The sequence below is a fragment of the Chryseobacterium bernardetii genome, assembly GCF_003815975.1.
Classification (GTDB): Bacteria; Bacteroidota; Bacteroidia; order Flavobacteriales; family Weeksellaceae; genus Chryseobacterium; species Chryseobacterium bernardetii.
Genome location: NZ_CP033932.1, coordinates 638,406 through 664,018, shown reverse-complemented (window position 1 = coordinate 664,018; position 25,613 = coordinate 638,406). Strand labels below are relative to the sequence as shown.

Sequence of the window (25,613 nt, the reverse complement as noted above, 5' to 3'; positions counted from 1 at the left end):
TTTCACAAAAAATAGTAATATAAATCAAAAAAATTATAATTTTAGCGCTTGAAAAAATTAATCTATGAAGAAATTAGCACTACTATTTTTTGGTTTATCATTATTGGTAACCACCGGATGTAATAATAACAACGATATTGTTATTGATGAACCGATTATTGGATTCTGGCAACCGCAAAAAGAGGTGGTTACCACTGTTGAGGTAGGTGAGCAACCAATTTCAGATGTGATTACTTATACAGAATGTCAGAAACTATCCAGATGGTGGTTCAGTACAGAGACAACCGGAAAAAGAATAGATGTGGAAGATCCTGTAACAGGAACAGACTGTAATATTTTGCCAGATAAAAATTTCACATACTCATACGATAAGAGCAGTAAAGCTCTTCAAATAAAATATCAGGGAGTAGTAGCGCCGGAAAATACAAAAGTTGTTACGCTGGACGCCACTACACTCAACCTGTCAATAAAAGTGGAAACCGAAGACCCTACGATATACAAAACAAGAACTATTACTTTTAAAAGGGTAAGCCCTAAACCTTAATAGTATACTTCAAGATATAATAAATAAAGGTCTCATCTTCGGGTGAGACCTTTCTGTTAAAAAGAGATGGGAATTCATCATAAATTAAATTTCTATTTCTTTTAAAATCATTATTTTTGTGAATCTTGTTTTAAAAAATAAGATAATACTATAGTCTAACATATAACATATATATAAAGTGTTTTACGATCATCAGCAGATAGAAAAAAAGTGGCAGAAATACTGGGAGGACAATCAAACCTATAAAACCTCCAATAATACCGATAAACCTAAATTTTATGTACTCGATATGTTTCCGTATCCATCCGGAGCGGGACTTCATGTAGGACACCCACTGGGATATATTGCGTCAGACATTTATGCGAGATATAAAAGACATCAGGGATTTAACGTTCTCCACCCCGTAGGATATGACAGCTTTGGGCTTCCTGCTGAGCAGTATGCAATCCAGACAGGACAGCATCCGGCTATCACTACAGAACAAAATATCAACAGATACGAAGAACAGTTAAGAAAAATTGGATTTTCTTTTGACTGGAGCAGGGAAGTAAGAACTTCTGATGCCTCTTATTATAAATGGACACAATGGATCTTTATTGAGTTATATCACTCCTGGTATAATAAAAATACAGATAAGGCAGAACCTATTGATACTCTAATCAGACATTTTGAAGAAAAAGGAACAGAAGGATTAAATGCTAATCAAAACGATGAGCTAAACTTCACAGCAGAAGAGTGGGCTAATGCATCTGATCTTGACAAAGAAGATATTTTATTAAACTATCGTCTTGCGTACAGAGCAGAAACTACTGTAAACTGGTGCCCTGCATTGGGAACCGTATTAGCAAATGATGAGGTGAAAGACGGAAAATCTGAAAGAGGAGGGTTTCCTGTATTCCAAAAGAAAATGATGCAGTGGAGTATGAGAATCTCAGCTTACTCTGAAAGATTATTACAAGGACTTTCTACATTAGACTGGCCGCAGCCGTTGAAAGACTCTCAGGAATATTGGATCGGAAAATCTCAGGGAGCACAGGTTAAGTTCCAGGTAGAAGGTCATGACGAAGTTGTTGAGGTTTTCACTACAAGACCTGATACGATCTTTGGTGCTACCTTTATGGTATTGGCGCCGGAAAATCCTTTAGTAGATACTATTACTACAGATGCTCAGAAAGCAGAAGTAGACACTTATATAGAAGAAACCTCCAAGAAGACCGAAAGAGACAGGATGTCTGACGTGAAAAACGTGAGCGGAGCTTTCACTGGAAGTTATGCTGTTAATCCGTTCAGTGGAGAAAAAATGCCGATCTATATTTCAGACTATGTATTGATGGGATATGGTACAGGAGCTGTAATGGCTGTTCCTGCACATGATGAGCGTGATCACAGATTTGCAAAGAAATTTAATTTAGAAATTAAAAAAGTTGTAGAAACAGAAGAAGACGTTCAGGAAAATTCTTTTGATTCTAAAGATTCTGTTTTTGTAAACTCAGATTTCTTAAACGGACTAAACTATAATGATGCAAAGTCAAAAATAATTTCAGAAATTGAAACAAAAGGAATCGGTCACGGAACAACGAACTACAGACAGCGTGACGCGATTTTCTCAAGACAGCGTTATTGGGGAGAACCGGTTCCTATATATTATAAAGAAGGAATGCCGTACACGTTACCTGTTTCTGCATTACCATTGGAACTTCCTGAAGTTGAAAAATATTTGCCAACTGAAGATGGGGATCCGCCACTAGGAAATGCTAAAACATTTGCATGGGATGAGGTAAACCAGAAAGTGGTAGCTACAGATTTAATAGATGATAAAACAATATTCCCGTTAGAATTGTCTACTATGCCTGGTTGGGCTGGAAGCTCATGGTATTTCCTTAGATATATGGATCCACAAAATGATGGAGAGTTCTGTGCAAAGAACCTTTCAGATTATTGGGGGCAGGTAGACTTATATATAGGAGGTAGTGAACATGCAACTGGTCACTTATTATATTCCCGTTTCTGGAATATGTTCTTAAAAGACAGAGGATATATCAGTCATGATGAACCTTTCCAGAAATTAATCAATCAGGGAATGATCTTAGGAATGAGTGCATTCGTATACAGAATTGACGGTACTAATAAATATGTATCTAAAAATCTGGCAAGTGAATATCAGACTCAGCAGATCCATGTTGATGTATCCTTATTAAAAGGAACATCTGATGAATTGGATACCGAAGCCTTCAAAACATGGAGACCAGACTATGCAGATGCAGAATTTATTTTGGAAGATGGAAAATACATCACAGACCGTGAAGTAGAAAAAATGTCCAAGTCTAAATATAATGTAGTAAATCCTGATGATATCTGTGAAGAATATGGTGCAGACGGATTAAGGCTCTATGAAATGTTCTTAGGCCCATTGGAACAATCCAAGCCTTGGAATACACAGGGGTTAAGCGGAGTGTATGGTTTCCTAAAAAAATTCTGGAACCTTTATTTCAACGGTGATGTATTTGAAGTTTCTGATGAAGAGCCTACAAAAGCAGAATATAAAGTTTTACATACCTTAATAAAGAAGGTAGTGTATGATATTGAAAACTTCTCTTTCAATACTTCAGTATCATCATTTATGATAGCAGTAAACGAACTTCAGAAATTAAAATGTAACAAACGCAATATTTTAGAACCGTTAGCCGTTATCATCTCTCCATATGCGCCGCACATCTGTGAAGAATTGTGGAGTTTATTAGGACATAAAGAATCTATCGAATTCGAGAAGTTTCCTGCATTAAACGAAGATTATCTGATTGAGGATGAAATTGAATATCCGGTAAGCGTAAATGGTAAAATGAAGTTCAAAATTTCTCTTTCAGCTCAATTATCTGCTAAGGAAGTAGAAGATTTGGTGATTTCAAATGAGAAAATGCAACAGATTTTGGAGGGTAAAACCCCTAAAAAAATCATTGTAGTCCCTCACCGTATTGTGAATATCGTAATTTAAAAAAAAATTAACATTGGGAAATTAAAAAAAATGGGTGTTTTATTTTTTTGATTTTTTAATTCAAATGTTAAATTTGGAAAAAATAAATAAAATAATTTAAAATAATTATTATTTCGAAATCGTATTAAAATTTCTTTATCAAAAAAAAGCAAAATGTTTAATTAAGACTCTTGCATTTTAATTAATTTTGCCTTTAATTTACACCCTGTAAAATTTTAAAACAATATAATTTAGTTAAATATGGAAATGAATGTTTCAAAAAATGATGAGCAAGTAGTTGCTAGAAAGGCAGGAGGTTTAAATCCAGCTGTTATTATTCCTATTCTATTTGCTATAGGAGTATGTATTTATTTATTCGTTCTTGGTAGCCCAGGAAACTTTAAAGACGCAGACAAACTAGGAAGTGGATCTGTTGCTTTTTCAAGTGTTGAAGGAAAAGACATTCACCCAGAGTCGTTTTTAGGTATTATCTACAAAGGAGGGGTTATTGTACCAATCTTGATTACTTTCATGATTACGGTAATCGTTTTCTCTTTCGAAAGATATTTCGTTCTTGGTAAAGCTGCTGGAAAAGGAAACTTAGACAACTTCGTAGTACAGGTAAGAAGCTTACTAAACCAAAACAAAATCGACGAAGCTATTGAAGAGTGTGACAGACAGCAAGGTTCTGTAGGAAACGTAGTAAAAGAAGGTCTTACTACTTACAAAGCTCTAGCTCACGATAACACATTAAATAAAGAGCAGAAAATGGTAGCGCTTAACAAAGCTATCGAAGAAGCTACAACTCTTGAGATGCCAATGCTTGAGAAAAACATGATGATCCTTTCTACTTTAGGTACAGTTGCAACATTAGTAGCACTATTGGGAACGGTAATCGGGATGATCAAGGCGTTCTTCGCATTAGGTTCAGGAGGTGGTACTCCAGATGCAGCTGCTCTGTCTACAGGTATCTCTGAAGCCTTGATCAACACGGCATTAGGTATTGGTACTTCAGCTATCGCTATTATCCTTTATAACTTCTTTACATCTAAAATTGACGGATTAACTTATAAGATCGACGAGATCTCTATGAGCATCCAGCAGTCTTTCGCTGAATTCAACTAAGAATTAGCAAGAAATTTGCATTAGCAATTAAAAGAAGTTTAATTAAAAATATTTTATAATAATGGCGAGAGTCAAACCTAAAAGACATGGAGTAGTTACGGACATGACCGCAATGTGTGACGTTGCGTTCCTACTTCTTACGTTCTTTATCTTGACCACTCAGTTTAAAAAACCTGACGTGGAGCAGATCAAACCGCCATCTTCAATTTCGGAAAAATTGCTTCCTGATGCTAGTTTAATGACTATCAACGCTACTCCGGACGGAAAATTCTATTTCCAGCCAGTAGAAAATGCATCAGAAAGAGTTGCTCTTTTGGATAAAATGGGACAAAAGTATGGTATTACTTTTGACAATAACCAAAAAGCTGCTTTCCAGAAAGTTCAGGCAATCGGAGTTCCAATGAACCAACTAAAAGGGTATTTGGATATGCCTGCAGATGAGCAGAAAAATTATAAGAGTCCTACAGGTATTCCTATGGACAGTACAAATAAGCAGTTAATTGACTGGGTAAAAGAAAGTTTGAGCGTGAACCCTGATTACAAGTTAGCAATTAAAGGTGACGTTACCACTCAATACCCTAAAGTTAAAAGTTTATTTGAAGGTTTAAGAGATATTGATTTTCTTAAATTTTGGTTGATTACATCACAAGAAGGTAAACCTAACGAATAATATCGATAGAAATGGCAGAAGTACAAGTACAAGAAAAAGGCGGCAAAGGCGGCAAGGTCCGTTCCAAGAAGCAGAGTACCAGAGTCGATATGACTCCGATGGTGGACTTAGGTTTCCTATTGATTACCTTCTTTATGTTCACAACTACATTCAGTAAACCGAATGTTATGGATTTGGGTCTTCCGGCTAAACCGAAAGATGAAAAACAAAAACCACCTCCAACAGAAATTAAACTTTCTAACTCAATTTCTATCTTATTAGGAAAAGACAATAGAGTTTTCTGGCACCAGCAGGATGCTACATCTTTGAATGACCAGACTCTTATGGAAACTACTCTTGACAGAGAAGGAATTAGAAAAGTAATTCAGCAGGCAAAATCTAGAGCTGCAGATCAAACGAAATTTACCGTGATCATTAAGCCAACTGACGATGCTGTATATAAGAACTTTGTTGATATTCTTGACGAAATGGCAATTACTAAGAGTGAGCAATACGGTGTTACCGATGTGAAGCCTTGGGAAAAAGCTGTTTATGAAAAGAAAATAGGTGGTGCTGCTGCACCGGCTGCTACAAAGTAATTTAACCATAAAATTGTATATCTAATCTATGGCAGATGAAAATGTATACGGTCAGAATCTTACTCTAGACGAAATCGTATTTGAAAATAGAAACAAGGAATATGGTGCCTATGATCTTAGACATCAGTATCCGAGACTTTTAACAAAGTCATTTATTATCGGAACAGCTTTATTCCTTTTGGCAGCTTTGTCTCCGTTCATCTATCTTACGATCAAGAATCTTACAGCTCCGCCTAAACAGGAAGTAAAGGCAGATCTGGTAGATATTATCGAAGAAGATCCGATTATTGAGCAGCCTAAAGAAGAAGAACCACCTCCACCACCTCCACCACCAAAAGAAGAGGAGAAAATTGAGGTAATTCAGAACGTTGTTCCAGAGCCTGTAAAAGCTCCGAAGATTGAAACTCCACCACCTCCAATTTCTAAACAGTTGGAAACTACAACTGGTTTACAGAATCAGGAGGGAGTTAAAGCTCCGGCTTATACACCACCACCGCCACCACCATCTACAGGTACAAAAACTGCAACTGTAGAAGTGAAAGCGAATAACCCTAATGAAATCTACAAAGATGTAGACCAATCTGCAGAATATCCTGGAGGTATGGGTGCATTAAGAAAATTCTTAGGAGAAAACTTCGATACTTCATTAATGGAAGGAGGTGAGGGTACCCTTAAAGCTAAACTTAAGTTCGTTGTAGAAAAAGACGGAACTGTTTCCGGAGTTACTATTGAAGAGAAATCTCCAAATAGCGACTTCAACAATGAAGCAATTCGTGTAGTTAAGAAACTTAAAAAGTGGACTCCTGCTAAGAGAAATGGAGAAAGCGTTAGATCTTACTATAGCGTACCATTTACTATGAACTTTGAATAATTAGACTTATTTATTCAGAATATAAATAAAAAGAGAGGCATATGCTTCTCTTTTTATTTTTTTTGGTATTTTTGTTACATGATGTTCAATTGGTTATCCCTGGTTACGGGATTGTTTTATATCGTTTTAGGAATTGTAGTTATTATCTATAAATTCTTCTTTACTATTCTGGAGCCTGCCATTGCCTATGCATTGGGAGCAGTGCTTATTATTTATGGTATATTCAGAATCTATAGAGCTGTTTCTAAAATCAAAAAATCGAGAGATGAAGAATAGTTTTAAAATTGCACTTGTCTTTGTAATAAGTATTATGATGACAAACTGCAAGAAAGAGGAGAAATCTCCTTCTTATAATAAGGGTGATCTTACGATTTTTACAGATGAATCTTTTCAAAGCGTTACAGAAGCACTGGCAGATGGCTATATGATTAATTATCCTGAAACGCGTATTAAAGTAGAGACAAAAAAAGAAGATTTAGGCTTTCTGGATCTGTTGCATGGCAATGCTAAGGTAATTGTAATGTCTAGAAACCTTAATCCTGAAGAAATAAAAACGTACGAAGAAAGAACAGACCTTAAGTTTCTTCCTGCCAAATTTGCTGCGGATGCCGTAGTTTTTGTAGTTCCAAAAGATTCTCCCAAGGAAAGTATTTCCATGGATGAAATCAGCAATGGACTTCTTTCAGATAATAAAGAATTTATTTTCGACGGAACCAACTCCAGCAATCTAAACTTTGTAGCTGAGAAATTAAAAAAACAGCCTAAAGACCTTAAATACTCCATTATTCCCGGAAATCAGAAGATTATAGAAGAATTAGGAAAATACCCTAATAAAATAGGTGTTATTGGCCTTAATACTTTCAGCCGTCCTTATGATAAAGCTTCTGAAAAACTGAGAGAAATGGTTAAAGTTCTTCCGGTAGTTAACAAAGGAAAATCCTATAATGCCGATGTTGAAGGGCTCCGTACCATGGAGTATCCGTTTACAAGAGTTCTCTATTTCCTGGAAAATGAAGGTAATTTCAATATTGCTAACGGATTTATAAGATTTTCATGTACTCATTTAGGACAGAAAATTGTTCAGAAAGAAGGTCTGCAGCCTTATAATCTGTACAAAAGAGAGGTACAGATGCGTTAAAAATTATTAAATTCACAATTTACCCTTAAAAGAAATATTTTGGTCTGAAAATTGTGTAGAATATAACTCAATTATTAGAAATATAAAATGAAAGATATAATGAATATGAATGTAAAGAAGATTGCTTTTGGAGCAGCCGTGGTATTTTTTACCGGTTTTGCCTCTGCACAAACATTGCAGGATGGTATTAACAGTATAGACAGTGATAAATTTGCTCAGGCAAAAACAAACTTCACTGACATGATCGCTAAAGAGCCTACAGCTGAAAACTACTTCTATTTAGGAAATACTTTCTTAAAACAAGGAGAGCCAGATTATGCAAAGGCTACTGAAAACTTTAATAAAGGATTGGCTGCAGATGCTAAAAGTTTTGTTAATAAAATTGGTTTGGCTGCAGTAAAACTTGGAAAAGGCGATAAAAGTGCTGTTGCTGAAATTCAGAAGATCGTAACTGATTCTAAAGAAAAAGATGCTGAAGTATTATTCAGAGCAGCAGAAGCTTTAACTTTATTTGAAAAAAACAGTTCTCCGGATCTTGCGATTCAATTCCTGACTAAAGCAATTGAAAAAGCTGAGAAAAAAGGAGTTCCTGCACATTACTATTATACATTAGGTGATGCTTACAGATTGAAGAGAGCACCAGGTGAAGCGATGTCTGCTTATGATAAAGCATTACCATTAGCTAAAAATAAAGCTTCGGTTTATACAAGAATGGCGACTTTATGGATGGCAGCTCAACAATGGCAACAAGCAAAACAAAATATTGATAAAGCAATTGCCGTAGATCCTACTTATGCGCCAGCTTACAAAGCAATGGCTGGATATGATATCAGATATCAGCAAAATGCTAAGGCTACACAAGACCTTATCAACTATACGAAATATGCTGATGAAGACCCATACACTCAGTTAGAAATTGCAAAATTATACTTCACTAACGAAGATTATGCAAACTCTAAAACTGTACTGGATAAGATTTTTGATAAAATCGATGACCCTATTAAGTTCAAATTAAGAGCTTATCAGGCGTATGCGGACAGAAACTATGCTGAAGCAAAACAGAATATGGAAACGTTCGTTGCTCAGGCTGATAAGTCAAGAGTATTACCTGCTGATCAAGGTCTACAAGGACTTATTGCTGCAGGATTAGCAAAAGACGAAAAAGATGCTGCTAAAAAATCTGCTCTAACAGCAGAATCTCAGCAGAAAATCGCTATTGCTAAAGCTGCAAAAGACGAAACAATGAAATGGGATTTAGAGTTGGCAAACATCGCTGGAGGTGGTGGTGCTTCTCAGGCTGAAGCAGATAAAGGGCCTACTAACCCTACTATCGAAGCATTGAAGAAGCAAGTTGCTGCTAACAGCCAGGACTCTGATGCTTTATTCAAATTAGCTACGGCTTATCAGGACGCTAAGAACTGGAACGGTGCAATCCTTACATGGCAGAAAATGTCAGCACTTCTTCCTGATTGGGCGCCAGCTTATTACAGCCAGGGGTATTCTTATCAACAGGCTGGTAACAATGAGGCAGCTAAGTTAGCTTACGAAAAATTCATCAGCACTGTAAAACCTGCTGATCAGGAAGCGAACAAGCAGACTCTTGCTTACGCTTATTTTGCAGTAGCTTATATGAGCAAAGACTCTGATGTAGCAAAAGCGAAAGATTATGTTGCTAAATCTTTACAGTTAGATCCTACTTATCAGGATGCTGTAAAATTAAATGCAGAGATCAACAAATAATTTAAAATTTAAATTACAGATATTAAAACTTCTCATTCGTAATGTTTGGGAAGTTTTTATTTTAAAGCTTATCTTTGATACTATGAAAACAGATATACTTGCTTTTGGTGCACACCCAGACGATGTAGAGCTGGGATGTGGCGGAACGATTGCCAAATTGGTTTCTGAAGGAAAAACATGTGTTGTTGTAGATCTTACCAGAGGAGAACTGGGAACAAGAGGTACAGATGAAACAAGAAAAGCTGAAGCAGCAGATGCCGCAAAAATCCTTGGGCTTTCCGCAAGAGAGAACCTTGGAATGAAAGATGGCTTTTTGGTAAATTCTGAAGAATACCAGATGCGTATCGTAAAAATGATTCGCAAATACAGGCCAGAAATCGTCTTAGCGAATGCAATTGATGACAGACATCCAGACCATGCGAAAGGAGCGAAATTAGTGTCGGATGCGTGCTTTTTGTCCGGACTGAGAAAAATTGAAACCGTTATGGAGGGAGAAGCCCAGGAAGTGTGGAGACCCAAACATATTTTTCATTATATGCAGTGGAAAGATATCAAGCCGGAGTTTGTTATTGATATTTCAGAATTTCTGGATAAAAAAATTGCATCCTGTATGGCTTATAAAACTCAGTTTTATGATCCAACTTCTACGGAACCTGAGACTCCAATTACTACAAAAGACTTCTTTGAGAGTTTAACTTACCGTGCACAGAATTTAGGACGGTTATCGGGAGTTGCTTACGCTGAGGGCTTTACATCTGAAAGATTAATTTCTTTGAAAAATTTTGATGGAATTGTTTGGTAGTTGAGAAAATTGTCCTATATTTGCACTCAGAAAACGGTGATTGTAGCTCAGTTGGTTAGAGCGTCGGATTGTGGTTCCGAAGGTCGTGGGTTCGAGACCCATCATTCACCCAAAGAAAGTACACTTTTTGAAAGTGTACTTTTTATTTTATATCTTTTCGAGGGTGAAATAATATCGTTTTTTCTTATTTTTTTCAGAAGCTTTTCCCAATTGTTATCTCATACTTTTCGCGCCGACAGTTAAAAATGGCATTATTTGCTAGAGAGTAATCGTTTTTATTGACTCTAATTTCATGAGTAATGAGTAAAAATAATAAATGATGAGTAATCGTATTGTTATCTTTTCCAATATAGGATTCTCTCTATACCTGATTTCAGGGCATAAAAAAAAGCATCTTTTTCAGATGCTTGTGTTTTTAGATATTCTTTTTTTAAACTTCGTCGTCAGAATCTATTGTATAGGATCTGCTTTTGAAGTCTTTGTCATGTTTTTCTGAAATTACATCCTCACCCTTTTCGTTAATGATGAAATCTGTGGACTCATTAAACATCTCCTGAAAACTCTTAAAATCTTCCTTGTAAAGGTAAATTTTGTGCTTCTCGAATGTAGCTTCTCCATTCTCTCCGAAATTCTTCTTACTCTCAGTGATGGTAAGATAATAATCTCCTGCTTTCGTCTCGCGCACATCAAAGAAATAAGTTCTTCTCCCTGCTTTTAACACCTTCGTGAAAATCTCATTTTCATGGCGTTCCTTGTATTCACTCATTGTTAGATATTTTTTAATCTTGTTAAGAACAAATATAAAAGAATTCTTTTAATCACAAAATTTTTTTTATGATTTATTTAACAATTAGGAATGAAACAGCTATGCGGTTACAGAATTGGTAATTTCAGTAAGGTTGATAATCTGGTCTGCTTTTTGAGCGCTAGACTCTCTGTGTGTGATAATTATGGATGTCGCATTACTGATTTTCCGGTCAATATTTTCAAGAATATTCTGCTCTGTTTCGGTGTCTAAAGCAGACAGGGAATCATCGAAAATTATGATATTTGGATCCTTAATTAAGGCTCTTGCAATACAAATTCTTTGTTTTTGTCCTCCCGAAAGCATTACTCCGCGTTCACCAACAAGTGTTTTATATTGCTCCTTAAATTCCACAATATTTTTATGAACATCTGCAATCTGGGCATACTCTATTACTTTTTCGTGTGATGGATGATCAATAGCAAATCCAATATTATTTTCTATAGAATCTGAGAACAAATAACTTTCCTGCGGAATATATCCAATGAAGTTTCTGTAGTTCTCCAGATTATGCTCTTTCAGGTTTTTACCATCTACCAGAATTTCTCCTTCGGTAGGATCTATTAATCTGCATAAAAGTAAAGCTATAGTAGATTTTCCACTTCCGGTTTTTCCCATAATAGCAAGAGATTCACCCGCTTTAATTTTAAAACTTAAATTATCCAGTGCTTTAATACCTGTATTCGGATAAACATAAGATACATTTCTGAATTCTATATCTCCTTTAATAGGATAGGTTTCAAAGTTGGTGTTGATGATTTCTGACTTTTTATCCATAAATTCATTGATCCTCTGCATAGATGCTTCAGCTCTCTGATTCACAGAAGTTACCCATCCCACCATAGAGAATGGAAAAATCAATGTATTGATATACATGAAAAAGTCAGCAATTTTGCCAATACTTAATTCTCCCGCAATGTATTTAGTTCCTCCTATCCAGATAATGGCAACATTCAATAACCCGATAACAAAAAGGATAATGGTAAAGAAATAAGCTTCTGTCTTAGCAAGATCCAAAGCCTTATTCTGGTAATCCGTTACTTTAATTCCGTAATTTTTTTCAATGTACTTCTCTCTTGCGAAAAATTTCACCACACGGATTCCTGAAAAACTGTCCTGTACAAAAGTTGAAATAGCAGACTGGCTTTTCTGCATGATTTTCGACTTTTTATTGATGATAGAGCTTACTTTATATATGGCAAAAGATAAAATTGGAAGCGGGAGTAAAGTCCATAAAGTCATGGACGCATCCGTTTTTACCATATAAATGGCTGTAATCAGGACAAGAACAATAAGGTTGGCTACATACATTACCCCTGGCCCAAGATACATTCTTACAGCTACTACATCTTCACTTAGCCTGTTCATTAAATCTCCGATGGTAGTCTGCTTGTAATCCGTTAAAGATAGATCCTGATAATGTCTGTAAATTTTATTCTTCAATTCATATTCAATTCTTCTGGACGCAACAATGATAGTCTGTCTCATCATAAAAGTGAAGAATCCGGTTAGAAGAGAACAGCCTACAATAATTCCAACATAGATCAGTACCTGCTGATTAAATCCGAGGTTTCCGCTTTTCGTAAGTTCATCTACAGATTTTCCTACAAACTGAACTTTATATATATTGAAAAAATTACTGGCAATGATGAATAATACCCCCCAAAACAAAAGTATTTTGTGTTTCCAAAAATAGGGGTTTAAGGTTTTTAGCGCTTTCATATAGTTTTACAAAATTACAAAAATGTCATTAGACTACGAATCCAACAATTTTAAATTTTGTATCTTTGCACTCATTAAAAAGCTCTTTGAATGTTAGGAAGACGACAAATCCGTGAAAAAGTAGTACAGGCAGTGTATTCATACTATCAGAATCCTGTAAAATTTGATGTTTTAGAGAAAAACATGTTTGCTGGAATAGAGAAAATCTATTATCTCTATATCTACCAGCTTAACTTTTTAGTAGGCCTGAAAGAATTGGCTGAACATCAAATTGAAATCGGGAAGAATAAATTTCTTAAAACCGATGCTGATATTAATCCTAACCAAAAATTCATCAACAACAAGGTATTGCTTAAGCTGGAAGAAAATCCGGAAAGATTATTCTTCACAGGTCAGCACAAGCAGCTGAAGTGGGACATGCACGATGATTTATTGGTAAAGACTTTCCAAAGAATTACTGCAGGAAAACGTTATCAGGATTTCATGAAAGAAGAAGGATATTCTTTTGAGGATGATCAGAAGTTTATCGGGAAATTATTTTTAAGATATATTGCTGAAAATGATGATTTCCACGATTATCTCGGAGATAAAGAACTTTCATGGTATGATGATATCCATATTGCCAATTCTATGGTACAGAAAACAATCGGATTCCTGAGAGAAGATGAAGAAAGCAGAACTTTAATCAAGATGATTAAAGATGAAGATGACAAGGCTTTCGCCGCTAAATTATTGAAAGATACCCTGAACAACTGGGAAAACAATGAGAAAAAGCTGGAAGAAAGATTGGAAAACTGGGATCTTGAAAGAATTTCCCTGATGGACAAAGTGATCCTGTCAACTGCTATTGCTGAACTTGATAACTTCGCCTTCACGCCTTCAAGAGTTATTATTAATGAATATATTGAAATTGCGAAAGTATTTGCTACAGACCGTTCGAATATCTTCATTAATGGTATTTTAGATAAATATTGTAAAGATCAAAATAGAATATAAAATGAAAAAGACGTTATCAATTATCGCCTTGTCAATTATAGGCTTTGGATTAGTTTCATGTAAAAAAGAAAACAAAGAAACTCAAAGCCCTGAAGCTGTAGCTACTGACTCTGCTGCTGTAGGAACTCCTGCAACAACTGACTCTGCCGCTGCATCTGTAACAGGAGAAGCTCCTGCAGCACCGGTTTCTAACGAGCCATCTACTTCAATTGCTTTATCTGAAAGCAACTTCGATTTTGGAAAGATTAAAAAAGGAGACAAAGTAGAGCACGTATATGAAATTACCAATACAGGGAAAAACCCATTGGTTATTTCTGAAGTAAAGCCTGGATGCGGATGTACAGCTCCTGATTTTACAAAAGAGCCTATTATGCCTGGTAAAAAAGGAAAAATTACATTGCATTTTGACTCTTCAAACTTTGATGGAAACGTTCAGAAGTATGCAGATGTTTTTGCAAACGTAGAGAAGTCTCCAATCAAATTAACGTTCACTGCGGACATTCAACCATAATTTTAAAAATATGTTGACATTATTTTTACAGGCACAGCCACAAGGTTCTTCATCTATGATGCTGATTATGATGGGTGTGATGTTTGTAGGGTTTTATTTCCTGATGATAAGGCCTCAGATGAAGAAACAAAAGCAGGAAAAAAACTTTCAGGAAAACCTTAAAGTAGGTACTAGAGTAGTCCTTACTTCTGGTCTTCACGGAAGAATTGCTCAGGTTCAGGATGATGGTTTTGTAATTGAAACATTATCAGGAAAGCTGAAGTTTGAAAAAGCAGCTGTTTCCAGAGAAATGACAGAAAGCCGTTTCGGGGATAAAGCAAAAACTGCTGACAAGCCAGCAGATAAGAAAGAGCCAGAAACTGAAGAAAAGAAATAATTTAATTCAGTCTGAAAATATTTAGCTGCGGCGGGTGAACGAAGTTCACCCGCCGCAGCCTTTTTATAGATAGAATCTCATCATTTTTTCATCTCAAAATTCTGTAATAGCCAGAACTTTTGTGCTCATTTGTGAAAACATTAGTGAAATTCGTATTTAATAAATTTATCTTTGTCATATGAATCAAAACACAAGCAAAACCGTTCTCATTTTAGGAGCTAATTCAGATGTAGCAAAGCAATGTATTATTCAATACCTTGAAAAGGGCTTTTCTGTAATCGCAGCTTCACGAAATACAAAATCACTGGAATATTTTATTGCATCTGAAAATTTGAATCAGAATAAAGTAACTGTGTTGTATTTTGATGCTGCAGATTTTGATTCTCATCAGCAATTTTATAATGAACTTCCTGCAAAACCCCATATAGCAGTATATTCAGCAGGCTTTCTTGTGGATAATCAAACGGCTTTGAGGAATTTTAAGGGAGCTAAGCAAATGATGGAGGTTAATTATATGGGCGGAGTTTCTATTCTGAACATTATAGCAATGGATGAAAGCAATAAAAATCTGGAAAGAATCATAGGGCTTTCTTCATTATCTGGAGTTAGAGGCAGAAAAAGTAATTTTGTGTATGGAAGTACCAAAGCAGCTTTCACCCAATATCTGGCAGGATTAAGACAGGAGCTTGTTTCCAGAAAAATAACAGTTAATGCCTTAGTGATTGGGTATATCCGAACAAAGATTAATGAAGGCCTGGAATTGAATGAATCTTTAATGATGGAGCCGGATTATGTTGCGAAATTTATTGTGAATGCCGGAAATTCCTTTACCATTGTTCCTAATTTTAAATGGAAGATTATTTATCATATCCTGAGGCTTTTACCAGAGAGTCTGGCTGCAAGATTACCTTGATTCTTTAATTTTTACTGTTCAAAATTTATTTTCAGGAAATATTTTTCTCTGGAAAGAGACTTCGGTATTTTTTTTGTAATGATAGCACCGAATTATTCTTCCTGGCAAGATTCAGATTCTAAAATGATCATTGAGTAAGCTGAAATATCTGTTCAGCTGTCAATCTATTATAATGTATTTAATCATTGATTTGACTTCTCAAGAGTTAAAGTTGCATTTTATTGTAAAGAGGGTATGTTTTTATTCAAAAATACATTTTCAAAATCTTGCACAAATAGGGATGGATATATGTAATGATATAAAAATAAGTAGTATAAAATGGACGATTTACAATTGAACAACATTCAAAAACATTGGGATACATTAATCACTTCAGCCGTTTCATGGGCACCGAGAATCTTTACTGCGGTAGTTTCAGCATTATTGATTTATCTGATCGGATCATGGATGATAAGAATGATTAAGAAGCTTGTAGCGAAAGGTTTCAAAAAACGTAATATGGAAGCTTCTTTACAGCATTTTCTTCTTAATATTATCAATTGGGGACTTAATATTCTCCTGTTTATTGTAGTAGTTACCCAGCTAGGAGTTCAAACTTCTGCCTTTGTTGCCATGATTGGTGCGGCAGGTTTAGCCGTAGGCCTTGCGTTACAGGGATCTTTAACAAATTTTGCAGGAGGAATCCTCATTCTGCTATTAAAACCATTTAAAATAGGAGATTTTATTTCTACCAATTCCGGGGTCTCCGGAACCGTACAGGCTATTGATATTTTTCATACAAAGCTGATTACTCCACAAAACCAATTAATTATTATTCCTAATGGAGTGGTTTCCAATAACAGTATTACCAATTTTACTCAGTTAGGGACAAGAAGAACATCCCTGGATATCGGAATTGCTTATGATGCTGACCTTAAGCAGACGAAAGAAGTTCTGATGAAAGTAATTCAAAAAAGTCAATATGCTCTTGCTGAGCCGGCGCCTCAGGTAGTGGTGACAGCACTTGGTGACAGTGCAATTAATCTGTCAGTTAGAGTGAGTACTACTACAGAAAATTTCTGGAACATGAATGAAGAACTTATCATTGGCTGTAAAGAAGCCCTGGATAAGGCTGGCATCGGAATTCCTTTTCCTCAGAGAGATATCCATGTTTATAATAAATAGTTATCCGCCACGATTTAAAATTATAAAAACTCCTGCATTACTTTGGATGCAGGAGTTTTTTATGATCAGATAATTTCTTTCTTTCCTTGTTTTGAGTATTCTTCGAGAAAACCTGTTAAAGTATTATAATCATGTTCTTTAAGGTCAGCCTTGGTGAAAATAAAGTTAATATTACTGTTGATCATACTTAGAATAATGTATTTATCAACGAATTTATAACTGGTTTTCTCCCAAACAGCTCCTATTGTGCTAAATGAATTTTCTATTGTGATGTCCTCTTTATTAAGAATTATAAAACTGGCTTTTTCATCTTTACTTTTAAAATCATTGATCATTTCTTCAATTGATTTATAAACCTTCTTTTTACGGATAAAATATTGATATAGAAGCAGGAAAATATAACCCAAAAAAATAAATCCTCCATACCTGAAAATAGAAGAAGCTGGGCTATTATTAATAAGTTTTGATTGAGAGAAAAAGCCAAGAAAAAGAAATATTATAGCATATAGTATGGCTTTCTTAAGCTCAGTAAAGTGATTTTTCCATGTATAGCGAAAGAAAAACTGTTGGTATTCCCGTTCTGCAGTTTCATTAAAAGGGATTTCTAGTTTAATAGATTCATTCATGGGTAGCTTTTGCAGGTAAAAATATGGAAATTAATCAATACTCTGAAGTAATTCCAGTGCTTTCATCATATCAATTCCCTTACCTAGAACAGGTTTAAAGAGGTCTCCTTTTTCTTTAATTCTTTTTAATGCATTTCCAATATTGTAATCTGTAGGCAAAAGTCCCGGTTTCAGTTCATCCCAATCTAAAGGCATGGAAACAGAAGCACCTTGTTTAGGTCGCAAACTGTAAGCACTTGCCAGCGTTTGCCCGATTCTGTTTTGCAGATAATCAAGATAGATCTTGTTGGAATCTCTTTTTTGAAGGCTTCTTTCCAGAGTTGTAATTTCAGGGAGTTTTTCATGGACCTGTTTCATCAGGATATGGGCGAAGTCTTTTACCTGATCAAAATCGTACTTTCCACCCATCGGAATATAAATATGAATTCCAGTGCTTCCGGAAGTCTTACAATATCCTTTCATTTTAATACTTTGTAATACCTCATTTACCTGAAGAGCCGTTTCAATCACATCATCAAAAGTATTTTTCTTTGACGGATCAAGATCCAAAACCAGGTAATCAGGATGTTCAAGGTCCGGAAGAGAGCTGTTCCATGGATTAAGGTCAATACATCCGAGATTATTCAGGTAAGCTAAAGTAGCCTTGTCATTGCAGTAGATATAATCAATATATTTATCGTTGGATTCAGAGTAAACCTGCGTTGTCTTTACCCAGTCGGGAATATGATCTCCTGCATCTTTCTGGTAAAAGCCTTGTTCTTCAATACCATTAGGAAAACGGTTCAGAGATAAAGGGCGGTTTTTCAGGTATGGCAGGATATATTCCGCTACTGACTGATAATAATCTATTACATCCCCTTTAGTAATTCCATCTTTTGGAAAATATATTTTATCCTGATTGGTCAGTTTCACAGCATGCCTGTTGAGAGTAATTTCCTGTTCTTTTTCTGAATGTTCTTTTTTAGCTTTCATTGTCTTGTTTTTTATAGGTTGAATAGTCAGATCCGCTGTTTCCTTTACTTCTTCCGGTTCTTTATCTTCACGGATGCCAACAAAAACAGGGTGGCGGAAAATGCCGTCTTTGGTAATTTCTGAGTACTTGATTTCGCAAACCAGTTCTGGCTTTACCCATGTTACAGGCATATTGGTTTTGGGAATGGTTTCAAACGGAGAAGATTTTATGATCATCTTCTCAAGTCTTTGATAAAGCTGATTTAGGGAGGTGTGATTGAATCCTGTTCCTGTATGCCCACAATAAATCAATTCATTATTCACATATTTTCCAAGAATCAAAGCTCCGAAACTTTCCCGCGAACCTCTGGGTTCAGTAAAGCCACAGATAATAGCTTCTTCCGTATTGGAAAACTTGATCTTAAGCCAGTCTGTTGTTCTGTAATTTTCCACATACTGGCTCTCTGCTCTTTTAGCAATCATACCTTCCAGCTTCATCTCTTTCATCTGTTCAAAAAATGCAATACCTTTTTCAGGAATATGATCACAGTATTTAATGCTGTCCGTTTCAGTTAAGGCTTCTTTTAAAAGCTCTTTTCGTTGAATAAGCGGAAGTTCTTCTGTAGAATGGCCATTGAGCCATAGAAGGTCAAAAACCTGATAAACCAGAGCAAGATTGGGATTATCTCCTATTTGTTGTAAAAGCTGAAAACTGGGCTTTCCCTGATCGTCATACGCTACAATTTCCCCATCAAGTACCAATTTATATTTTTGCTGTCCGAAGTCCTGAGTTACTTTATCAAATTTGGACAGAAATGAGATTCCGTTCCTTGAATAGAAAAGAGGTTCATCATGGCTCAGATCAGCAATAGCCCTGTAGCCGTCCCATTTTATTTCAAAAAGCCAGTCTTTATCATCAAATGCTTTATCGAAAGGTTTGGCAAGCATGGGTTTAATAAAAGACTTAAGTTTTTTCTCATTCGTTAAAGAATTAAAGCTCCTGAATCTTTTTTCTGAAGTTATGACCTCTTTTTTTCGCTTGTTTTTAGGCTTTTTTTTTCCTCCAGAAATTTTGTAACCAAAGATTTGGCTGATGTATTTTCTTCGGCATCATAAGGACTTTCGGCAAACTCATCTTTATGTTTAATGAGCAGCCATGCATTGTTTTCTGCATTTTTCATTTTAACCAAAGCAAATTCACCTTTTAGTTTTTTACCATGTAAGATAAATTTTAAGGAACCGGCGTGCAGTTCTCTTAATAATTCTTTTTCATCGGAGATTTTGCTGTTTTCTTCAAGAGGTTCATAGGTTCCGCTGTCCCATACTTCAACCTGTCCCGCCCCATAATTGCCTTCAGGTATATTTCCTTCAAAATCTTTGTAATCATAAGGGTGATCTTCAACCATCATAGCAAGACGTTTATCATGAGGATCCAGTGAAGGTCCTTTCGGAACAGCCCAACTCTTTAATACACCTTCCATTTCCAGCCGGAAATCATAGTGAAGCCGCGTTGCAGCATGTCTTTGAACCACAAAGATCAGTTTGCTTTTACTTTTTTTTGTTTTTCCTTTAGGTTCACTGGTTTCGTTGAACTTACGTTTCTGTTGATAATCTTTAAGAGCCATTACGATGCAGATTTGGATTTGGAATTATTCAGGCTGGCTTTTAACTGAGCCATAAGATCAATTACTTTACCTTCTTTAGCAGCCGGTGCTTTTCTGGTTTTAATATTCTTACCTTTTGCTTTCTGCCTGATAATTTTCAGCAGGTCATCAGAATAGGTATCTTTATACATAGCGGGATCAAACTCCTGGGAAAGCTGTTCAATAAGATTTACAGCCATTTTCAGCTCAGCAGGTTTTGGAGCCTTATGAGCAGGGATTTTTAAATCCGAATAATCTCTTATTTCCTGATCAAACCTAAGACGGTTTAAAATCAATATATCATTATTGTAGGGCCGTATCATCCCAATAGCCTCACTTTCACGAAGCACAAATGTACCGATGCCTACCATTCCTGTTTTTTCAAGAGCTTTTAATAGAAGCCTATAGGCATTTTCACCATTTTTTTGCGGTTCAAGATAGTAAGGAGTTTCAAAATAAACACTGTCTACTTCTTCTTCCTTTACAAACTGATCAATGGAAAGTATTTTTGTCTTTTCCGGGCTTGCTGCTTCATAATCTTCTTCATCAAGGACGATATATTTATCATCCATAAGATAACCTTTAACGATGTTTTCCCATTTTACTTCTTTTCCTGTATTTTCATTAACTCTCTTAAACCGGATGTTAGAAAAATCGGATTTATCGAGCATATCAAGGTCCAGTTTGCTGGTCTCCGTTGCTGAGTAAATTTTAACAGGAATATTTACTAAACCGAAGCCAATGGCGCCATTCCAAATTGCTTTCATTGTCTTACGTTTTTAAAAATCAAGCAATTAACATGCCGATAGAGAGGTGTGTGGTATGTGTTGTGGAGCTTTTTGTCAAATGACAATTGTTTTTACATTCTACTTTTATACCTTTACCTTTCCATAATTTGTGGATAAAATAGCATGGAAGAACTTTTTAACTACATCAAAAAATTCGGATTACTGAATGCGCAGGATGAGCTTCTGATTACAGAGGGAATCCAGGAAATTTCAGTGAAGAAGGGGGAAATTTTCGTAGAGGCAGGAAAAGTAAGCCAAAAGATCGCTTTTGTGAAGAAAGGAGTATTCCGGTCTTTGTATTATAATAAAGAAGGTGATGATTTTACCCGTTATTTTATTTATGAAGGCCGCTTCATTGGAGATTTCCAGGGATTTACCGATCAGCTTCCTGCCCATGAATATATTGAAGCCATTACAGATGCTGTTTTACTTGTTATTGACCTCAGCCATTTTAAAATATTAGAGCAGAAAATTAAGATCTGGCCTGTTCTATTTGCACGGATTCATGGATTTGTTGCTGAAAATAAACTTAAAGTCGCAAGCATTATGCTTAATCAGGATGCAAAATCCCGATATATTCATTTTCTTAATCATTATCCTGGGCTTGCCAACAGGGTTCCGCAGTCTATGCTGGCCTCTTATCTTGGAGTGACGCCTTCATCGTTGAGCAGGATCAGGAGGAATATTAATGAGTAATAAGATTCTTACAAAATAATTAATGATACTTTAATAGTCTATTGCATTGTTTTAAAAATCTCCCATTGGTTTTTAGACAAAACTGCATATAAACATTTCCATAGCCAATTTCTGTCTCACAAGAATTCGTTTTTGCCAAATGACAATGGCCTCTTTTTCAAACTGCCATAGCTTTGTACCATAAAAATAATTATATGGATATTGTATTAGGACTTCAATGGGGAGATGAGGGAAAAGGAAAGTTTATAGATCTTATCAGTGAAAATTATGATATTGCCGCCCGCTTTAATGGAGGCTCGAATGCAGGGCATAGCATTGAAAGAAACGGGAAAAGAATCACGCTTAAAATGATTCCTTCAGGGATTTTTATGCAAGATGTACAGAATGTTATCGGAACTGGAACTGTTCTTGATCCGGTAAGTTTTAAAAACGAAATTCTGAACTTAAAGAAGTTTGACGAAACCCTTAAGCCAGAGAAAAATCTTACTATTTCTAAAAAGGCTCATTTTGTATTGCCTACTTATAAGCTTATGGATGTTTTCATGGAAGAAAATCCAGCATATACAACCATAGGGACAACAAAGAATGGAATCGCTCAGGCGTATTCAAATAAAATTTTAAGACAGAATGTAAGAATCGGGGACATGTATTCACCGGATTTCCAAGAGAGAGTAGCTCATATTTTGGGAAGGGATTATCAAGTTTTGTCTGAAGGAGGTATGGAATTACCATCTTTGGAATCCATTCGTGAAGAATTTTTTGATGCAGTGGAATTTTTAAAGCAATTCAATTGTACAGAAACTGAATTATTCCTGAACAAAGCACTATCCGAAGGAAAAACAATATTAGCTGAAGGATCACAGGCTGCATTACTTGATATTGACCATGGAACTTATCCTTATGTAACATCTTCATCAACTACAGCTTCGGGAGCCTGCAGTGGGCTAGGGATTTCTCCTAAAAAGATTGGTGAGATCTATGGGATTGCCAAAGCGTATTGCACAAGAGTAGGAAACGGAATATTCCCAACAGAACTTTTTGATGAATTGGGCGAGGAAATCAGGACAAAAGGTAATGAGTTTGGCTCCAATACAGGACGCCCTAGAAGAACAGGCTGGCTGGATCTTCCTGCTTTACGATATGCAGTGATGATTAACGGAGTTACTCAGTTGGTTTTAACTAAAGCTGATGTTTTAAGTGGATTGAAATCAGTAGCAGTCTGCACCCATTATGAGCTAGAAGACGGAGCTATTGAAACCAATGCCGGAACACTTCCTGAAAATGCAAAACCGGTATTCAAATGGCTGGATGGCTGGGAAGCGGATTTTTCTGTGATGAAAGATTCTTCTGCACTTCCAAAAGAGCTAAAGGAATTCCTTGTATTTCTAGAGGAAGAGCTGGGAATTCCGGTGGGATATCTTTCTACAGGGCCGGGAAGAGAACAGATTTTGAAAATGAAATAATTCCTCTGAAGACTATTGGTCTGAAGAAGAAGCTTTATTTTTTAGATAGTTGAATTTTGAAGTAGTAATAATTCCAATGGTAACATCAGTTGAATATTTTTTAGAGACAATAATGTATTTATTTTCCTCATAACAATGTTGAATAACTTCGATAGGAATTGACTCATTATTTTCAAAAGTAATATATCCTAAATAAGATTCACAATAAAAACGTCCGGGATCAACTTCAAATTTTGTAAAAAGGTCAGCGGCATCTTCCTGGGCGAAGGAAAAACCGTTGATTTCTACTAAGAGAATCTTATTTTCCTTCAGCCTTTTTTGAAAATCTTGTTTAATAAGCTCTTTACTGCCTACAATACAAACAATGCTTAATGAAAGACACAAGCCGAATATGGATAGATATTTTGAAGATTTTTCTTTAGCTTGATTTATTGTGTTGGGAGGATGGTATATTATTTTTTTTAATAGGATCAGTATTATAGATATTGCAATTCCTAAAAATGATACATATTTAATTAAAGTAAGTATCTGAATAAAAATTTCCATAGTATAAAAAAGCGAGGCAAATACCCCGCTTTAAATTTATGCTTTTAAATCTAATTTTAACTCTAATTCATCGAGTTGTGCATCAGCAATGGATGCAGGCGCATCAATCATCACATCACGCCCGGAGTTGTTTTTAGGGAATGCAATATAATCTCTGATGACTTCATTTCCATCCAGGATAGCCACTAAACGGTCAAATCCGAATGCTAAACCACCGTGTGGCGGTGCTCCGTACTTAAATGCGTTCATTAAGAATCCAAACTGAGCTTCTGCTTCTTCTTTGGAAAATCCTAGAAGGTCAAACATTTTAGATTGAAGATCTTTGTCAAAGATTCTGATAGATCCACCTCCGATTTCGTTTCCGTTAAGAACCATATCGTAAGCGTTAGCTCTTGCTTTACCAGGATCAGTTTCCAATAAGTGAATATCTTCAGGTTTTGGAGAAGTGAAAGGGTGGTGCATAGCGTGGTATCTTTCAGTATCTTCATCCCATTCCAATAGAGGGAAGTCAACAACCCAAAGTGGAGCAAATACATTTCCTTTTCTTAATCCTAAACGGTTACCAAGTTCCATTCTTAATGCAGAAAGCTGGGCTCTTACCTTGTTTTCATTTCCGGAAAGGATTAACATTAAGTCACCTTCTTTCGCTCCGAATTTTTCAATGATTTTCGCTAAATCTTCTTCGTTGTAGAACTTATTTACCGATGAGGTTTTCACTCCATCATTCTGGAATTTAACCCAAACCATACCTGAAGCTCCTATCTGTGGGCGTTTTACCCAATCCACAAGCTCATCAATCTGTTTTCTTGTATATTCAGCACATCCTTCTACATTGATTCCCACAACCAATTCTGCTTCATCAAATATCTTAAAGTCTTTTCCTTTTACAAGCTCGTTAAGTTCCACGAATTCCATTCCGAAACGGATATCCGGTTTGTCATTTCCGTATTTTCTCATCGCATCAGCGAAAGTCATTCTTGGGAAATCCCCGAATTCCTGACCGGTAATATCTTTTAAAAGAGTTTTAGTCATCCCTTCGAATACGTTCATAACATCCTCCTGCTCTACAAAAGCCATTTCACAGTCGATTTGTGTAAATTCAGGCTGTCTGTCCGCTCTTAAATCCTCATCACGGAAACATTTTACAATCTGGAAATATTTATCCATCCCGCCTACCATCAAAAGCTGTTTGAAAGTTTGCGGAGACTGAGGCAATGCATAAAACTGTCCCGGATTCATTCTGCTTGGAACGACGAAGTCTCTTGCTCCTTCCGGAGTAGACTTAATCAAAACAGGAGTTTCCACTTCAATAAAGCCTTCATCAGATAAATAATTTCTTACTTTCTGAGCCATTTTATGACGGAAGATCAGTTTATCTTTTACCGGATTTCTTCTGATATCCAGATAGCGGTATTTCATTCTTAATTCCTCTCCACCGTCCGTTTCATCCTCAATTGTGAAAGGAGGAAGCTGAGAATCGTTCAGAATTGTCAGTTTTTCAACTAAAAGCTCAATTTCTCCTGTAGGAATATTAGGATTTTTACTTACTCTTTCAATAACTTTTCCGGTAGCCTGGATAACGAATTCACGGCCTAATTTTTTAGCTTCTTCCATTAATTGCGCAGAAGAACGCTCTTGGTCAAACACCAGCTGGGTAATTCCGTAACGATCTCGAAGATCTACCCAAATCATAAATCCTTTATCACGGATAGTCTGTACCCATCCTGATAGTGTAACTTCTTCATTTAGATTTTTCAGAGATAGCTCTCCATTGGTGTGTGATCGAAACATAATTATTTGTTTAAAGTTCAATGTTTAAGGTTCAATCCTGAACCTTGATTTTTTCGTTGGCAAAGATAAGATTTTTGCAGGTTTTTAAAACAAAAAAACTTCTGATTAATTTATTGTCAATTGCTAAGACTTACTACAAACCAGATTTGTACTTTTGAGGATATATAAATTATAACCATAGAA

The 25,613-nt window shown here is 35.9% G+C and carries 25 protein-coding genes and 1 tRNA gene; 18 read left to right on the top strand and 8 right to left on the bottom strand.

Annotated elements, in window-relative coordinates:
• Positions 1–64: 64 nt before the first annotated feature.
• From EG339_RS03230 to EG339_RS03180, 11 genes are all read left to right on the top strand, one after another.
• Positions 65–544 (top strand): lipocalin-like domain-containing protein, encoded by a 480-nt coding sequence (locus EG339_RS03230; protein ID WP_123868845.1) that lies wholly within the window; start codon positions 65–67, stop codon positions 542–544.
• A 178-nt stretch (positions 545–722) separates the two neighbouring features.
• On the top strand, positions 723–3,536 hold the full coding sequence (gene leuS / locus EG339_RS03225; protein WP_123868844.1) for a leucine--tRNA ligase: 2,814 nt from the start codon (positions 723–725) through the stop codon (positions 3,534–3,536).
• 240 nt (positions 3,537–3,776) lie between these two features.
• Positions 3,777–4,640, top strand: coding sequence for a MotA/TolQ/ExbB proton channel family protein (locus tag EG339_RS03220; protein ID WP_066697815.1), 864 nt, complete (start codon positions 3,777–3,779; stop codon positions 4,638–4,640).
• A gap of 61 nt (positions 4,641–4,701) precedes the next feature.
• Positions 4,702–5,310 (top strand): ExbD/TolR family protein, encoded by a 609-nt coding sequence (locus EG339_RS03215; RefSeq protein ID WP_123868843.1) that lies wholly within the window; start codon positions 4,702–4,704, stop codon positions 5,308–5,310.
• An 11-nt stretch (positions 5,311–5,321) separates the two neighbouring features.
• Positions 5,322–5,888, top strand: a complete 567-nt coding sequence (locus EG339_RS03210) for an ExbD/TolR family protein (RefSeq protein WP_123868842.1) — start codon at positions 5,322–5,324, stop codon at positions 5,886–5,888.
• A gap of 28 nt (positions 5,889–5,916) precedes the next feature.
• Positions 5,917–6,759 carry an energy transducer TonB gene (locus tag EG339_RS03205; RefSeq protein ID WP_123868841.1) on the top strand — a complete coding sequence of 281 codons (843 nt, stop codon included), beginning with the start codon at positions 5,917–5,919 and terminating at the stop codon, positions 6,757–6,759.
• A 78-nt stretch (positions 6,760–6,837) separates the two neighbouring features.
• Positions 6,838–7,035, top strand: a complete 198-nt coding sequence (locus tag EG339_RS03200) for a DUF308 domain-containing protein (RefSeq protein ID WP_185146515.1) — start codon at positions 6,838–6,840, stop codon at positions 7,033–7,035.
• On the top strand, positions 7,025–7,897 hold the full coding sequence (locus tag EG339_RS03195) for a PstS family phosphate ABC transporter substrate-binding protein (RefSeq protein WP_123868840.1): 873 nt from the start codon (positions 7,025–7,027) through the stop codon (positions 7,895–7,897). The genes EG339_RS03200 and EG339_RS03195 overlap by 11 nt, the downstream gene beginning before the upstream one ends.
• 87 nt (positions 7,898–7,984) lie before the next feature.
• Complete coding sequence (locus EG339_RS03190; RefSeq protein WP_123868839.1) at positions 7,985–9,637, top strand: tetratricopeptide repeat protein; 1,653 nt, start codon at positions 7,985–7,987, stop codon at positions 9,635–9,637.
• A gap of 82 nt (positions 9,638–9,719) precedes the next feature.
• A complete protein-coding gene (bshB1, locus tag EG339_RS03185) occupies positions 9,720–10,439 on the top strand; it encodes a bacillithiol biosynthesis deacetylase BshB1 (protein ID WP_123868838.1) in 720 nt (239 codons plus the stop codon).
• Positions 10,440–10,474: 35 nt separating this feature from the next.
• A tRNA-His gene (locus EG339_RS03180) sits at positions 10,475–10,550 on the top strand.
• Between the two features lie 319 nt (positions 10,551–10,869).
• Here EG339_RS03180 and EG339_RS03175 read toward each other — a convergent pair.
• On the bottom strand, positions 10,870–11,205 hold the full coding sequence (locus tag EG339_RS03175; protein WP_002976288.1) for a DUF3276 family protein: 336 nt from the start codon (positions 11,203–11,205) through the stop codon (positions 10,870–10,872).
• 99 nt (positions 11,206–11,304) lie between these two features.
• Positions 11,305–12,966 carry an ABC transporter ATP-binding protein gene (locus EG339_RS03170; protein ID WP_123868837.1) on the bottom strand — a complete coding sequence of 554 codons (1,662 nt, stop codon included), beginning with the start codon at positions 12,964–12,966 and terminating at the stop codon, positions 11,305–11,307.
• 90 nt (positions 12,967–13,056) lie between these two features.
• Here EG339_RS03170 and nusB point away from each other — a divergent pair, with 90 nt between their 5' ends.
• The 5 genes from nusB to EG339_RS03145 all read left to right on the top strand — a co-directional run bounded on the left by nusB (position 13,057) and on the right by EG339_RS03145 (position 16,926).
• A complete protein-coding gene (gene nusB, locus EG339_RS03165; protein WP_123868836.1) occupies positions 13,057–13,962 on the top strand; it encodes a transcription antitermination factor NusB in 906 nt (301 codons plus the stop codon).
• A 1-nt stretch (position 13,963) separates the two neighbouring features.
• A complete protein-coding gene (locus tag EG339_RS03160) occupies positions 13,964–14,473 on the top strand; it encodes a DUF1573 domain-containing protein (RefSeq protein WP_123868835.1) in 510 nt (169 codons plus the stop codon).
• Between the two features lie 10 nt (positions 14,474–14,483).
• Complete coding sequence (gene yajC / locus EG339_RS03155) at positions 14,484–14,849, top strand: preprotein translocase subunit YajC (protein ID WP_123868834.1); 366 nt, start codon at positions 14,484–14,486, stop codon at positions 14,847–14,849.
• Between the two features lie 178 nt (positions 14,850–15,027).
• Positions 15,028–15,762, top strand: coding sequence for an SDR family NAD(P)-dependent oxidoreductase (locus EG339_RS03150; RefSeq protein WP_123868833.1), 735 nt, complete (start codon positions 15,028–15,030; stop codon positions 15,760–15,762).
• Positions 15,763–16,080: 318 nt separating this feature from the next.
• The gene (locus EG339_RS03145) at positions 16,081–16,926 is read left to right on the top strand and encodes a mechanosensitive ion channel family protein (RefSeq protein WP_123868832.1); all 846 of its coding nucleotides are present in this window, start codon (positions 16,081–16,083) and stop codon (positions 16,924–16,926) included.
• A gap of 65 nt (positions 16,927–16,991) precedes the next feature.
• Here EG339_RS03145 and EG339_RS03140 read toward each other — a convergent pair whose 3' ends face one another.
• From EG339_RS03140 to ku, 4 genes are all read right to left on the bottom strand, one after another.
• Entirely contained in the window at positions 16,992–17,552 is a 561-nt protein-coding gene (locus EG339_RS03140; RefSeq protein WP_123868831.1) for a hypothetical protein, read from the bottom strand.
• Between the two features lie 30 nt (positions 17,553–17,582).
• The gene (gene ligD, locus EG339_RS03135) at positions 17,583–19,451 is read right to left on the bottom strand and encodes a DNA ligase D (RefSeq protein WP_123868830.1); all 1,869 of its coding nucleotides are present in this window, start codon (positions 19,449–19,451) and stop codon (positions 17,583–17,585) included.
• A gap of 71 nt (positions 19,452–19,522) precedes the next feature.
• The gene (locus EG339_RS03130; protein WP_123868829.1) at positions 19,523–20,128 is read right to left on the bottom strand and encodes a DNA polymerase ligase N-terminal domain-containing protein; all 606 of its coding nucleotides are present in this window, start codon (positions 20,126–20,128) and stop codon (positions 19,523–19,525) included.
• The gene (gene ku / locus EG339_RS03125) at positions 20,128–20,913 is read right to left on the bottom strand and encodes a non-homologous end joining protein Ku (RefSeq protein ID WP_123868828.1); all 786 of its coding nucleotides are present in this window, start codon (positions 20,911–20,913) and stop codon (positions 20,128–20,130) included. The genes EG339_RS03130 and ku overlap by 1 nt, the downstream gene beginning before the upstream one ends.
• Before the next feature lie 144 nt (positions 20,914–21,057).
• Between ku and EG339_RS03120 the strand changes: the two genes are divergently transcribed.
• Together EG339_RS03120 and EG339_RS03115 are read left to right on the top strand one after the other, a co-directional pair.
• The gene (locus EG339_RS03120; RefSeq protein WP_123868827.1) at positions 21,058–21,630 is read left to right on the top strand and encodes a Crp/Fnr family transcriptional regulator; all 573 of its coding nucleotides are present in this window, start codon (positions 21,058–21,060) and stop codon (positions 21,628–21,630) included.
• A gap of 194 nt (positions 21,631–21,824) precedes the next feature.
• Complete coding sequence (locus EG339_RS03115; RefSeq protein ID WP_123868826.1) at positions 21,825–23,093, top strand: adenylosuccinate synthase; 1,269 nt, start codon at positions 21,825–21,827, stop codon at positions 23,091–23,093.
• A 12-nt stretch (positions 23,094–23,105) separates the two neighbouring features.
• On the opposite strand, the gene EG339_RS03110 is transcribed toward EG339_RS03115, so the two are convergent.
• Both EG339_RS03110 and aspS read right to left on the bottom strand, forming a co-directional pair.
• A complete protein-coding gene (locus tag EG339_RS03110) occupies positions 23,106–23,639 on the bottom strand; it encodes a hypothetical protein (protein ID WP_123868825.1) in 534 nt (177 codons plus the stop codon).
• Between the two features lie 36 nt (positions 23,640–23,675).
• Entirely contained in the window at positions 23,676–25,430 is a 1,755-nt protein-coding gene (gene aspS, locus EG339_RS03105) for an aspartate--tRNA ligase (RefSeq protein ID WP_123868824.1), read from the bottom strand.
• Positions 25,431–25,613 lie beyond the last annotated feature (183 nt).

Excerpts from the sequence above, each read along its gene's own strand:
- EG339_RS03150 (WP_123868833.1), top strand. The coding sequence starts at position 15,028 with ATGAATCAAAACACAAGCAAAACCGTTCTCATTTTAGGAGCTAATTCA.
- EG339_RS03195 (WP_123868840.1), top strand. The coding sequence starts at position 7,025 with ATGAAGAATAGTTTTAAAATTGCACTTGTCTTTGTAATAAGTATTATG.
- EG339_RS03210 (WP_123868842.1), top strand. The coding sequence starts at position 5,322 with ATGGCAGAAGTACAAGTACAAGAAAAAGGCGGCAAAGGCGGCAAGGTC.
- EG339_RS03130 (WP_123868829.1), bottom strand. The coding sequence starts at position 20,128 with ATGGCTCTTAAAGATTATCAACAGAAACGTAAGTTCAACGAAACCAGT.
- EG339_RS03230 (WP_123868845.1), top strand. The coding sequence starts at position 65 with ATGAAGAAATTAGCACTACTATTTTTTGGTTTATCATTATTGGTAACC.
- EG339_RS03205 (WP_123868841.1), top strand. The coding sequence starts at position 5,917 with ATGGCAGATGAAAATGTATACGGTCAGAATCTTACTCTAGACGAAATC.
- EG339_RS03190 (WP_123868839.1), top strand. The coding sequence starts at position 7,985 with ATGAAAGATATAATGAATATGAATGTAAAGAAGATTGCTTTTGGAGCA.
- EG339_RS03145 (WP_123868832.1), top strand. The coding sequence starts at position 16,081 with ATGGACGATTTACAATTGAACAACATTCAAAAACATTGGGATACATTA.
- EG339_RS03140 (WP_123868831.1), bottom strand. The coding sequence starts at position 17,552 with ATGAATGAATCTATTAAACTAGAAATCCCTTTTAATGAAACTGCAGAA.
- EG339_RS03175 (WP_002976288.1), bottom strand. The coding sequence starts at position 11,205 with ATGAGTGAATACAAGGAACGCCATGAAAATGAGATTTTCACGAAGGTG.
- ligD (WP_123868830.1), bottom strand. The coding sequence starts at position 19,451 with ATGCTTGCCAAACCTTTCGATAAAGCATTTGATGATAAAGACTGGCTT.
- yajC (WP_123868834.1), top strand. The coding sequence starts at position 14,484 with ATGTTGACATTATTTTTACAGGCACAGCCACAAGGTTCTTCATCTATG.
- EG339_RS03115 (WP_123868826.1), top strand. The coding sequence starts at position 21,825 with ATGGATATTGTATTAGGACTTCAATGGGGAGATGAGGGAAAAGGAAAG.
- EG339_RS03120 (WP_123868827.1), top strand. The coding sequence starts at position 21,058 with ATGGAAGAACTTTTTAACTACATCAAAAAATTCGGATTACTGAATGCG.
- nusB (WP_123868836.1), top strand. The coding sequence starts at position 13,057 with ATGTTAGGAAGACGACAAATCCGTGAAAAAGTAGTACAGGCAGTGTAT.
- bshB1 (WP_123868838.1), top strand. The coding sequence starts at position 9,720 with ATGAAAACAGATATACTTGCTTTTGGTGCACACCCAGACGATGTAGAG.
- ku (WP_123868828.1), bottom strand. The coding sequence starts at position 20,913 with ATGAAAGCAATTTGGAATGGCGCCATTGGCTTCGGTTTAGTAAATATT.
- EG339_RS03215 (WP_123868843.1), top strand. The coding sequence starts at position 4,702 with ATGGCGAGAGTCAAACCTAAAAGACATGGAGTAGTTACGGACATGACC.
- EG339_RS03170 (WP_123868837.1), bottom strand. The coding sequence starts at position 12,966 with ATGAAAGCGCTAAAAACCTTAAACCCCTATTTTTGGAAACACAAAATA.
- EG339_RS03220 (WP_066697815.1), top strand. The coding sequence starts at position 3,777 with ATGGAAATGAATGTTTCAAAAAATGATGAGCAAGTAGTTGCTAGAAAG.
- aspS (WP_123868824.1), bottom strand. The coding sequence starts at position 25,430 with ATGTTTCGATCACACACCAATGGAGAGCTATCTCTGAAAAATCTAAAT.
- EG339_RS03200 (WP_185146515.1), top strand. The coding sequence starts at position 6,838 with ATGATGTTCAATTGGTTATCCCTGGTTACGGGATTGTTTTATATCGTT.
- EG339_RS03160 (WP_123868835.1), top strand. The coding sequence starts at position 13,964 with ATGAAAAAGACGTTATCAATTATCGCCTTGTCAATTATAGGCTTTGGA.
- EG339_RS03110 (WP_123868825.1), bottom strand. The coding sequence starts at position 23,639 with ATGGAAATTTTTATTCAGATACTTACTTTAATTAAATATGTATCATTT.